The sequence below is a fragment of the Donghicola sp. genome, from assembly GCF_025210255.1.
GTDB lineage: Bacteria > Pseudomonadota > Alphaproteobacteria > Rhodobacterales > Rhodobacteraceae > Donghicola > Donghicola eburneus.
This window is the reverse complement of sequence record NZ_JAOARZ010000013.1, coordinates 1-10,861: the sequence shown is the minus strand read 5'-3', so window position 1 is coordinate 10,861 and position 10,861 is coordinate 1. Positions and strand designations below refer to the sequence as shown.

Below are 10,861 nucleotides of genomic sequence, written 5' to 3'. Positions count from 1 at the left end.
CCGATCGGCTCCGCAAAGCCGGCAAGCCGCACAAGGTCATCGTCACGGCCGTCGCGCGCAAGCTCGTCATCATCGCCAATGCTCTTTGCAAAAAACGGCGGAAATGGGAGCCCCGCCATCCCTGATGAATACAGTTGCTAGTGACTCGCATTTGCGCGCGAATCGCACCATTCAGCTTGATACAGGCCATACCTCAGGCGTGAGCAAGCACACCCAATGTCCCACTGTGGGCAACTCTATCTAAAAGATCATCCGTCGACGCTATGATTAAGCCTTTGTTAAACATATATTATTTCCGTCATCACTAAAAACCCCGCTCACCGCATATTTCACGCCCCAACAGAAAACCGTAGCGCATCACCCAAAATCTGTTATGCAGTCAGAAACACGATAAAAATTGAGGGCAGAATGGGCGGTATTCGAGGCTCCAAGCGATTGGAGACCTTCTCGACCAAACTATCGAGAAGCTTGCAGAATCACAGCGCGGAGATGTTCCCGCCGGACGCGCAGAAGACACTGCGATCCTACTCGATGAAAGAGGTCGGCGACTTCATAGGTATCAATCCGAACACCTTTCGCCATTACATCAAGACCTACGCAGAGAAGATGCCGACCGGCACGCTTGTCAACGGCAATCGTCGGTATTTCACCGCGGAAGAGATGCAGGGCATCCGTGATTTCCTTTGGGCAGAGGGCCGGATCGGCATCAAAGAATACCGCCGCCGCCAGCCCGGCGAAGAGCTGAAGGTGGTCACCGTCTTCAATCTGAAGGGCGGCGTCTCCAAGACCAGTTCAACCACCAGCGTCGCGCAACTCCTCGCGCTGCGCGGCTACCGCATTCTGGTCATCGACCTGGACGCACAGGCCTCCATGACCAACCTCTTCGGCCTGTCGCCGGAGCTGATGCCGGACATGCCCAGTTCCTACAACGTGATTAGCTACAAAAACCCGTTGCCAATCCGCGATGTGATCCGGAAGACCTATTTCCCTGGTATCGACTTAGTTCCCGCCTCGATGGACATCATCGAGTTCGAATACGAGACCGCACTTTCCTTCCGTGATGGCAAATCCGGCTCGCCCTTCCACAGCCGAATGGCAGAAGCGCTTGATCAGGTTCGCGATGACTATGACATCGTGCTGTTCGACACCCCGCCGCAGCTTTCCTTCGCTGTTATCTCGGCACTCTTCGCATCAACTGGCATGCTGATCCCACTCACCGCATCCATGCTCGACGTCATGTCACTGGCCACCTTCATGGATATGGCGGCTGAGCTGATGAAGGTCGTGGAAGAGCAGGATCAGGACAAGACCTACGATTTCATCCGCTTCCTAATCACGCGCTATGAAGCCGGCGATCAACCCCAGCTGCAAGTCGCCTCATATCTTCGAACCGTGCTCGGCGATTCCGTCATGAGCAATGAGTTTGTCAAATCGACCGCGATTGGCGATGCTGCCAACACCAAGCAGCCAGTTTTGGAGGTGGAGCCCCGCGACATGACGCGCTCCACTTACGATCGCGTCGTCAACTCCATCTCGGGCATCGCTGACGAGCTGGAGACGGATCTACGCAAAGCATGGGGTCGTGAGTGATGGCTAGGAAGAACGTTTTCTCGAAGACGCTTCGCAGCGCGCTGAATGATGCTCCCGAAGATGATAGCGCGCTGGATGCGCCTGAGCAGTCCGAGCGTCGTCCGGCTGCGGAAGATTTGCCGCGCAAGCGCAGCAACCCCAATGTCGCAGTGTTCCGGGACTCCTTTCAGGAACAAATGCTTCGCTCCTTGCAGGATGTAGACCCTGAACGCATAGACAGCTCGCGTTTCAAGGATCGCCTCAATGTGTCCGAAGATCTCGAGGATCTCAAGGCGTCGATCCAAGACAATGGCCAACAGGTACCCGTGCTTCTCCGTAAGGTCGGGGGAGATCGCTACGAAGTCGTCTACGGACGCCGACGTATTTTGGCCTGCCAGCAGCTGGGCCTTCAAGTCCGCGCCATGGTTGTCGAAATCAGCGACGAAGATGCTGTGATTGCTCAAGGGCTGGAAAATGCAGCCCGCCTTGAGAACAGCTACATCGAGAAAGCGCTCTTCGTCGCTGAGATCTCTGACGCGGGCTACACATCTGACACCATCCGGAAGGCACTCGGCATCGATAAAACGCAAGCATCCAAGATGCGTGGTGTCGTGCGTGATATCCCCAGAGAAGTGATCACTGCGATCGGGGCGGCGCATGGCGTCGGGCGTCGCCCATGGGAGGATCTGCGCAAGGCTCTATCACTCGATACGGCGCCTGATCAGGCGCGCCTGTTGTCGATGATCGACCGTGATTTGCCCAGCCCAGACCGCCTGAAGGGTCTCAATGCGAAGCTGAAGCAGCTCTCAAGCGCGCGTAACGCCCCCCCTGCCCCGCAGGTGCGTCTTGGCAATGGAGATTTTCAGCTCAATCGGACGCCCCGTTCGCTACTCGTAAAAGCTGGCAGAAGCGCGCCTGAAGCGTTTCTGCGGCATCTCGAAGACGAGATGGAGAATATCTACCAGGAATGGCTGAAAAAGAACACGTAAGTCGCTGTAAATAAATGAAATTTTCAACTCGCCGCCAGGTTTCCCACCGGGCAACCTGAATTTTCCCAACGTCCGCCCATTCGCGTCGAAGAATTGGGTGACATGCAGAAACCTCAAGATGGTTGCCCGGTGGGCAACTCATCATCAAAAGGGCGCCGTTCGAATGGGGCTCAGAACAAAAACGAGCAGCAAAAGGAGCAGGCCTCAGCAAAAAAGAAACCCCCCGAAGACAGTGTCTCCAGAGGGCGTCTGTAAAGTGTAGCAACTCACAGATAGTCCACAATTGATTCGCTTGCAACACCGAATTCGGTGAACGGTTTCTCTTTGCCGTCTGAAATTAGATGGAATCAATCACAACCACGGCAGTCGCTGCCGGGGCGCAGGTTACTTCTGCGCCAAACGTGGCTTCGAGCTTTATGCCGATATCGCGATGGACTCTTTTTGGCATCATCGAGGCGTGCCGACGTGACCTCGAGCTAAACACTGGAGATCTTGCTGCTCTACGGGCCATGCTAACCTTTCTGCCGCTCAAGGATCGGCAAGGTAATGAGGTGCCGGCCCAAAGCGATATGCTTCTTGTCTGCTATGCTTCGAACGCCTCGATCTGCCATCGTGCCGGTGGAATCGATGAAAGCACCCTGCGCCGCCACATCCGCAGGCTGGTTGCCCGCGGGCTAATTGCCCGACGGGACAGTGCGACGGGCAAGAGGTTCCCACTCAAACGCTCCGGTAAAGTGTGCGATGCTTTTGGAATAGATCTCTCTCCAGCATTCCACTCCGCCGGCCAGCTGGAAACGGTTGTCGAGGAAGCAGCGCGCCGCGATGATGAGCGCCGCGCGCTGCGCAGTCAGACGCTCGCCTTGCGTGCGAAGGTTCTCAACACACTCTGCGATCTTACGGACGCAGCCCGTGACTTCCTCTCTGAACTTACAAATCTGCTACGCAGAAAATCCACCACCCTCATGCAGATCCAAGAGGCCCACGATACGCTGATGGAGATGCTTAGTGAGGTGGATGGCCAGAAGCCTGCCGCACGCCCCACGTCGGCTGCTTTGCCGGCGGTCCAAGCCCACGCATCCTCCTCCCCTGCCCTGCGATGCAACTCCAATCACAACACCCTCTCGACAGAGGAAACGCCCGCCAATGACGTGCAAAATACCCGCCAAGTAGAGCCTAAAAATTCGAATAAAAAAAATATCACACCCTCGTCCGTGAAGGCTCAATCACCTACACTCACATATGCTGACTTGCTCAATGCAAATCCGTCAGCCGCTGAATTCATGCCAAGAGAGGTCAAAAGCTTAAGATGCATCGTAGAAGCGGTGAGCATTCTAGGACTGTCCCTTGGACTTAAGAACATTCCGTATGAGCGCGTCATTGAAGTCCTTAACCTTTCGAGCCTCCTCTCACTCTTGGATCGAATGGTCCGCAACATTGAAAGCATCGCGCAGCCTCAGAAGTACTTTGAGGCGGCTGTGGCGGATCAATGCTCACAATTACAGACGACCACTTTTTTAATCCGTTACACTTGATGCTTAGAGCATCCAGATCTTCACCCGCATCGAATAGAAATTACCCTCCGCGCAATCGGTCATTCGATAGTTCAATATTGCGCATCGATTGCATCAACCCACCCTGCCCGCGCACATTGCGCTGCCAAACACGCGGGCTTCTCCATCTCCAAGTTGCCCGGTGGGCAACCTTGGATTTATTGAGCTCCGCGTTGTGTTATCCGGGCTGCAAAATAAAGTTGCCCGCCGGGCAACTTGGTAGCGAGCCGCCATTGGATTGGCGCTATGATCGAGGAAACGCAAGTTCGTAGCATGACAAACACGGCACCCTTCGCGGTCAAATGGTGGCTGGCTTCCCAATCAGGTAGCCGGATGACGAATCTCATTCAGAAACCGCCTCATAACGGCCTTTGTGTTTTCATACCTCCCCATGCGTGGGCCTCTCCTAGCAAAAGAAGACGCACGTTGAGTGAAACAAGCATTCTCACGGAGGACCCCACATTGGGCCTGCTTCATCTGAGGCATTACGCAAGATCAGTCCACAGATGACTCGCCTATAAAGACAAGCATGAGCAGTTCTCTCTCCTTTTCGATGCTCACGCCCTCACCGACAACGCGCATGACCCGGCGAAATGTCATCGAAGTCGCGCTGGATTACCTGGCTGAGCTTTCCGATGCTCTATCTGAACTTCGTCTCTGCGGCGCGTCCGAAGCAAAACCCGATGATCAAAAATGAAAACCGGTCGCGTGGCTATGAGCGAAACCTCCCGTCAGGTTTTCTCTGCTATCCCGTCACGCAGGCAGCCGACATCGCAGCCTTCAAGGCAACGATCGTGCTGGTGGGAGTGGATCAGGCCCCTAACATCGAGTAAGCAAATGAGAATACGCGGAGGATCCAAACCCTAAACTGGGCGCGTGGTGTTGCCTGCGGCGCAAGCGGTCATCCCCAAGTTTGGCCGGTCCAAATGGAAGGGCCAAGATGTCGAAGTCAGGCGGCATCTCCGGCATACATTCGCAAAGCAGTGAGGTCTATGTTCACGAATCCCAATCATCTGCGTGCCGCAGATCCGGGCTGTGTCGAGGGGAATGTGATCTTCACCTATCTCAATGCTTACGATGAGGATCACGACGTGGTGGACTTGGTGATGGGTCACTAAAGAGCGTTTGGAGGAGATCCTCCAGAAACTGATTGCTCCGGTTCGGGAACGTAGGTCTCAACTGGCCTAGGACCTCGACAACGTTGTTGAGGTAATCAGGAAGGGGACCGGTCGCGCGATTGAGCGAACAAAAGCGACGAAGCACTAGCATCATCTATGCCTTGGGATTGTTTTGACTGTAGGGTGTTGGCGCGGTTAGGCGGAGTGGTTCGCGGGACAAGCGCATGCATCTGCTTGGCGAGTTGCCCGGTGGGCAACTTTCGAGATGAGCCGCTGCGGGATCGCCGGGCCTGAGATGATTGCCCACTGGGCAACCCGCATTGGTGACGTGTCAGCTCGAATGGTGGTAAATCTTCGAAATCCGGTTGCGGTAGATCAATGCGGCCTCGCGCTTGAAAGAAATGTGAGGGCCGGTGACATCGATCAGCATCCAGACCGGCGCGTGGTCCGAGATTGTGGCTCTTGCCCTCGTCTTCGAGAAACACAGCTCGGGTGAGGTCGCCTCGCCCGGCGGGTATCTGCGCGGCATGATTGAGAAGGCCGGGGCAGGGGAGTTGCACCTTGAGCGCAGCTTCTATGGCAGGCTCAAACGGCATGCGGCATGATACAGCAAAAACCGATGCGTTTTTAACCGGAAATGTTCTTGGGCAGGAGATCAGAGACCGACAGCTTTTGTCAGGTTGACTCGAAACCTGTCGCGCCGGCGCTGGTATCGGCGGGTCATTTCGGCGCTGGCGTGTCCGAGTTGTTTTTGCACGTAGCGTTCATCGACTTCGGCAGAACTGGCGAGGCCGGCACGCAAGCTGTGGCCGGAGAACAGCGCCAGACGCTCTTTTTCGGTTAGCTCGGATCGGATGCCGGCGTCCAGGACCGTCCGCTTGATCAGGCGCGCAACATGCTTGTCGTTCAGCCTGGTTTCGGAGGCTCGCTTGCCATCGCGTGAGGTGCCGACGAAGATTGGGCCGAAATCGATCTTTGCGAAGTGCAGCCATTGCTCCAGGGCGTGGACGGGGCAGGTCTGATCTTTCGAGCCGCGGCCGATCTCCACCTCGCGCCAGCCCGTCTTGGCATTGAGGGTCAGGAGGGCGCCTTTCTCCAGGATCTCAATCCATCCACCGGAATCTGGCGTGTCATCTTTATGTACATCGAGGCTCACGATTTCAGAGCGGCGGAGGCCTCCTGCGTAGCCGATCAACAGGATTGCACGATCTCGTAGCCCGCGAAGATCGTAGGACAAGGTGGCGACCATCGCGAGGATGTCTTCCGCCAGGATGGCTTCCTTCTGAACCGGTGGTCGCGCGTGCTTGCGCTTGATGCCCGCCAGCACTGTCGTGATGTGTCGGTTCTTGCGATCGAGGGAAAAGCCGCGCTGCGCGTAGTTCCAGACGAGGCCCGACAGGCGCCGGTCGATGGTCGAGACCGATAGGGCAGGGGAGGGGCCAGACCCGGACGCCAGGTCGGCGAGATAAAGCCCGATCAACTCAGGCGACGGCGGCAGCGGTTCCGCGCCCTTCATTCGGCACCAGCGGGCGAAGTGCGCCCAATCCTTCGAATAGGCCTTCAGCGTGTTCTCGGACGCAGCAGCGCGTGCGTAGTCGCGGGCCGTATCGACCAGCCGATCGAGGGTGCCGGACCCGGCGACAAAGGAAGGCAGGCTCAAGGCCTCGCCGTCAGGGCGATCTCTCTCGTCGTCTTTGTTGACCGAAGACTCGATTGGCGGCTCTGAGCTTGATTTTTCGGTGTTTTCTGACTGTCGTTCTTGTTCCATTAGTGGACACTAACGTATTGATATCATTGTGTTCATGCTCTTGTTTCATTCCCGGATTATAGTTTCATTATCGGACATAAGACACTTATTTTCCGGGTTTGGCCATGGTGGATCGAGCAGACATCAACGCCGTCGACGATGCTGCGTGGGAACAGGCGGTTGCGCGGGAAGCTGTGATCCGTCGCCTTGCAAGCAAGGCGCCACCGAACCGTGCCGAATTCCTAAAGGCCTGCCGCGATCTTGGTCTCAAGCGCTCTCGCCTGTACGAATTGATCTCAGCGTACAAGGCGCGTCCGGTCGCCAGTTCGTTGCTGGCGGCTCAGGTTGGGACACCGACGGGCAGCCGTCGGCTGCCTGACGAGATCGAAGCGGTGATTGCGGGGGCGATCGAGGAGTTCTACAAGTCCCTCCAGAAGCCGAGCATCAACGCCCTGCAAAAGGAGGTGCGCAGGCGGTGCAGTCAGAGGGGTTTGCGTCCCCCGTGCTGGACCACGCTGCGGGACCGTGTGGCGGCGATAGATCCGGCGGAACTCATGGCGGCGCGTGAGGGCGCTAAGGCCTCTCGCCAGCGCCATCACCCGGTGTCAGGCAGCTATCAGGTCGAACGGGCCTATGAGGTGGTTCAGATCGACCACACGTTGGTGGATGTCATCGTCGTGGACCGGGTTCATCGGAAGCCTTTGCAACGGCCCTGGCTGACCCTTGCTATCGACGTCGCCAGCCGCATGGTGGCAGGGTTCTATCTGACGTTGGAGCCGCCATCAGCCTTGTCGGTTGCACTGGCCATTCAGCACTTGGTGCAGCCCAAATTCGACTGGCTGGAGAGCTTGGGGATCGACGCAGACTGGCCCGCCGAGGGATTGCCGGAGACCATTCACGTCGACAATGCCAAGGAGTTCCGCTCAAAAGCGATGAAGCGGGGCGCCGAGGAGCACGGGATTTCGTTGCAGTATCGGCCGATCGGGGCGCCACATTACGGCGGTCACATCGAGCGGCTGATCGGCACGATGATGGGGGCGGTCCACCTGCTGCCGGGATCGACCTTCAGAAGCATCAAGGACCGCGGCGACTATGATTCCGTGGGCAAGTCGGCGATGACGCTCGACGAGCTGGAGCACTGGTTGGCGCTGGAAATCACCCGTTATCATGCCGAACGGCACCGCTCGCTCGGCATTCCGCCAGTCGCGGCCTGGAACGAGGCCTATGGGCAGCGCGAGGCACCATTGCGCCGGCCTTACGATCCCGAGGGGTTCCGGATCGACTTCCTGCCGAGCACGGAACGCATGGTACGCCGCGATGGCATCCATCTCTTCGGCCTGCGGTATTGGGATGATGTCCTGAGCCTCTGGGCAGGTCGGCAGGACCGGCAATTGCGCGTGTCCTACGATCCTCGCGACCTCTCCACGGTCTTTGTCCGGAGCCCTGAGGGTCAGCGCTATGCTGTGCGGTTTGCGGACCTGCGCCATCGGTCGATCACCCTTGCGGAGCATCGTTGTGCGCAGGCGATTTTGCGCGAGCGTGGGCGCGCGCTCGAGGACGAAGACCTCATATTCGCGGTGATCGAGGAACAGCGCGCCCTGGTTGATGCGGCCAGCACCAGGACACGGGAGGCCAGGCGGTTTTCCGAGCGACGGGACCGAGCGCTTGGTGGGGTAGGGGCCTACGAAGCTGAGGAAGCCGACCCGAGACCAGAGGAAGACGAGAACGTGCTCAGGGACCATCCGGGGTTCGAAGTGGAAGAATGGTCGTGACCGAGGACGGCGCATTTGAACATCTCGATCCTGCGTATCGCCGGTTCGCGGCGTTGCCGGATGGTGAGCGCATCGCCTGGATCCGGGCCGACCGCTGGATCGGTTTCGATCAGTCAGGGGCTGCTCTGGCACGTCTCGAAAACCTGCTGACCTATCCACCGCGTGACCGGATGCCATGCCTGCTGATCTACGGTGACACCGGCATGGGTAAGACCAAGATCGTCCGCAAGTTCGAACGCGACCACCCGCCGAAGTTCAGCCAGGTGACCGGCGTTGACCACCGCCCGGTTGTTGTTGCGCAGGTGCCTTCTGAGCCCATCGAGCGCGATCTCTACCGCGAACTTCTGGCCAGCATGGGCGCGCCGGCCATGACAAGCGGCACGCTCGCCCGCGAGAAGGATATCTGCCGGTCGCTGCTGCGGACCGTGGGGGCGAAGATGATCATTCTCGACGAGGTGAACGGGATGCTAGCCGGCACCTTCCGGCAGCAGCGCATCTTTCTCAATGCGATCCGATTCCTGGCCAATGACCTGCGGATTCCACTGGTTTGTGCCGGAACGGACCTGGCTCGGCAGGCATTGCTGACCGATGCACAACTGGCCGAGCGCTTCGAGGCGTTCCATCTCAAGCCCTGGCAGAACGATGCTGCTTTCGCCGGGCTCCTGAAAAGTTTCGAGCGCATCCTGCCCTTGCGTGAGGCATCCGATCTGATCAGCGGGGAGGCCCGAGAGCGGATTCAGAAGATTACCTCCGGTGTGACGGCGCGCATCTTCCGCCTGATCGAGACGGCGGCAGAAGATGCGGTTCGGTCGGGTAAGGAGCGCCTCGACGCAGATAGTTTTGGCGACAATCTGGTGCTGCCGCTCGTCTCGATGACCCAGACCGCTCGACGGCGGGGGAAGCCCGTGCAGCAACGGGCCGGGGCATGATGGTGCCGACCAGACTGCCCGTCGCGCCGCGTCCGTTCCGAGACGAACTGCTTTCGTCCTGGATGGCGCGGGTTGCCGCGCGCTACGGGGCGGAGCCCCTTGAGCTGATGGTGTATCTGGCAGGGGAGGGGGGTAGAGACGCAGGCGCGCGGCAGGTTGACGATGTGGCGCCGGATATGGAGTTGCTCGGGCTTTGGGCCAAGGCCTGCCGGATCGATCCCGAACGGCTTCGGCGCAGCTCACTGGCGTCCCGAAATCCTCATTGGCCGCAGGATTGGTTTCTGACCGAGACTGTGCCGGTCTGCCTCGCCTGTTTCGATGCGGATGTCGCTGCCGGTCGCGATGCCTATCTGCGGGGGCATTGGCGACTGGCGGAAGAGGTGGTTTGCCCGGCGCACCGAACCATGCTCCTGGACCGCTGCCATGCCTGTCTCGGCCGCCTGAAGCTTTCCCTTCACATGCTGAATGGCCTGCTGCGGCCCTTCTGTCGCAAGTGCCATGCCGTTCTGAGCGGCGGGGCAGGGGAGACAGAGGACCCTTGGAAGGCTGATTTCGCAGCAGGTGTCCTCGACCTCCAACGCCAGATCAACGGGATCGTCAGAGGGGATTCAGGCCGTCTTGATCGACTTGAACATGCAATCCGCACTCTGTGGGCGCCGCTCGATCGCGAAGGGGCGGCCCGGCCGGTTCTCGCGCTCTGGTACGATGAACCGGGTTGGAACTGCCCCTACGAGGCCCGTGCGGCCGTCGGTCGGCCTGCACCTCTTCAGCACCTTTCAGTGCGCTGGCGGGCTCTGACGCTGGTGATCTTGCATGATCTCTTCGGAGCAGATTTGGTGCCCGGTGCGGTCATGCCCGAGGCTGCCCTCGTCCTGTTCCGGCGTGCCGCCCAACTGCCGGGGCTCACGGATAGACGGGATCTATGGAAGGGCAAAGGAAAGCGCGAGATTGAAGCTGGATCAGCGCGAGTCCACAGATTGAGCAAGAGGCCAGTCCACCGGTTGAGTGGAAATTTTGAGGGCGAAAGAGGCGATTTCGGCCGAATCTGTCGGTCTACCGGAATTTCTGAGACTGCGTTCCATTTGTTTTCAATAGCTTGTCTGTGTCGCATTTCTGAAACCGATTCAGGGTATGTGAGACTGGACGCCGATTTGAGCCACCATTGGTGAGACTATCCGGCATCCATG

At 58.4% G+C, this 10,861-nt stretch carries 9 protein-coding genes and 1 pseudogene; 9 read left to right on the top strand and 1 reads right to left on the bottom strand.

Features of this window, described 5'->3' with window-relative positions:
- Positions 1 to 408: 408 nt before the first annotated feature.
- From repA to repC, 6 genes and pseudogenes are all read left to right on the top strand, one after another.
- Positions 409 to 1,590 (top strand): plasmid partitioning protein RepA, encoded by a 1,182-nt coding sequence (gene repA / locus N4A58_RS03700; RefSeq protein ID WP_293707971.1) that lies wholly within the window; start codon positions 409 to 411, stop codon positions 1,588 to 1,590.
- Positions 1,590 to 2,558 (top strand): plasmid partitioning protein RepB, encoded by a 969-nt coding sequence (repB, locus tag N4A58_RS03695; RefSeq protein ID WP_293707969.1) that lies wholly within the window; start codon positions 1,590 to 1,592, stop codon positions 2,556 to 2,558. Before repA ends, repB begins: the two co-directional genes overlap by 1 nt.
- 341 nt (positions 2,559 to 2,899) lie before the next feature.
- Positions 2,900 to 4,090 carry a helix-turn-helix domain-containing protein gene (locus N4A58_RS03690; protein WP_293707967.1) on the top strand — a complete coding sequence of 397 codons (1,191 nt, stop codon included), beginning with the start codon at positions 2,900 to 2,902 and terminating at the stop codon, positions 4,088 to 4,090.
- Positions 4,091 to 4,701: 611 nt separating this feature from the next.
- On the top strand, positions 4,702 to 4,941 hold the full coding sequence (locus N4A58_RS03685; protein ID WP_293707965.1) for a hypothetical protein: 240 nt from the start codon (positions 4,702 to 4,704) through the stop codon (positions 4,939 to 4,941).
- Positions 4,942 to 5,100: 159 nt separating this feature from the next.
- Positions 5,101 to 5,226: a hypothetical protein gene (locus N4A58_RS03680; RefSeq protein WP_293707963.1), complete on the top strand. Its 126-nt coding sequence runs from the start codon at positions 5,101 to 5,103 to the stop codon at positions 5,224 to 5,226.
- Positions 5,227 to 5,684: 458 nt separating this feature from the next.
- A pseudogene (gene repC, locus N4A58_RS03675) lies at positions 5,685 to 5,831 on the top strand (replication initiation protein RepC); the annotation flags it as partial.
- A 50-nt stretch (positions 5,832 to 5,881) separates the two neighbouring features.
- Here repC and N4A58_RS03670 read toward each other — a convergent pair.
- A complete protein-coding gene (locus N4A58_RS03670; RefSeq protein WP_293707959.1) occupies positions 5,882 to 6,994 on the bottom strand; it encodes a tyrosine-type recombinase/integrase in 1,113 nt (370 codons plus the stop codon).
- 104 nt (positions 6,995 to 7,098) lie between these two features.
- Between N4A58_RS03670 and N4A58_RS03665 the strand changes: the two genes are divergently transcribed.
- From N4A58_RS03665 to N4A58_RS03655, 3 genes are read left to right on the top strand one after another with little or no spacing between them, the layout of a single operon-like run.
- Positions 7,099 to 8,745: a transposase family protein gene (locus N4A58_RS03665; protein ID WP_293707957.1), complete on the top strand. Its 1,647-nt coding sequence runs from the start codon at positions 7,099 to 7,101 to the stop codon at positions 8,743 to 8,745.
- Positions 8,736 to 9,674, top strand: a complete 939-nt coding sequence (locus tag N4A58_RS03660) for a TniB family NTP-binding protein (RefSeq protein WP_293707955.1) — start codon at positions 8,736 to 8,738, stop codon at positions 9,672 to 9,674. The genes N4A58_RS03665 and N4A58_RS03660 overlap by 10 nt, the downstream gene beginning before the upstream one ends.
- The gene (locus N4A58_RS03655) at positions 9,671 to 10,843 is read left to right on the top strand and encodes a TniQ family protein (protein ID WP_293707953.1); all 1,173 of its coding nucleotides are present in this window, start codon (positions 9,671 to 9,673) and stop codon (positions 10,841 to 10,843) included. The genes N4A58_RS03660 and N4A58_RS03655 overlap by 4 nt, the downstream gene beginning before the upstream one ends.
- The last annotated feature ends 18 nt before the right edge of the window (positions 10,844 to 10,861 follow it).

Bases quoted from the DNA above. Each gene is read 5' to 3' on its own strand.
- repA (WP_293707971.1), top strand. From the start codon at position 409: ATGGGCGGTATTCGAGGCTCCAAGCGATTGGAGACCTTCTCGACCAAA.
- repB (WP_293707969.1), top strand. From the start codon at position 1,590: ATGGCTAGGAAGAACGTTTTCTCGAAGACGCTTCGCAGCGCGCTGAAT.
- N4A58_RS03665 (WP_293707957.1), top strand. From the start codon at position 7,099: ATGGTGGATCGAGCAGACATCAACGCCGTCGACGATGCTGCGTGGGAA.
- N4A58_RS03685 (WP_293707965.1), top strand. From the start codon at position 4,702: ATGTCATCGAAGTCGCGCTGGATTACCTGGCTGAGCTTTCCGATGCTC.
- N4A58_RS03655 (WP_293707953.1), top strand. From the start codon at position 9,671: ATGATGGTGCCGACCAGACTGCCCGTCGCGCCGCGTCCGTTCCGAGAC.
- N4A58_RS03660 (WP_293707955.1), top strand. From the start codon at position 8,736: ATGGTCGTGACCGAGGACGGCGCATTTGAACATCTCGATCCTGCGTAT.
- N4A58_RS03690 (WP_293707967.1), top strand. From the start codon at position 2,900: ATGGAATCAATCACAACCACGGCAGTCGCTGCCGGGGCGCAGGTTACT.
- N4A58_RS03670 (WP_293707959.1), bottom strand. From the start codon at position 6,994: ATGGAACAAGAACGACAGTCAGAAAACACCGAAAAATCAAGCTCAGAG.
- N4A58_RS03680 (WP_293707963.1), top strand. From the start codon at position 5,101: ATGTTCACGAATCCCAATCATCTGCGTGCCGCAGATCCGGGCTGTGTC.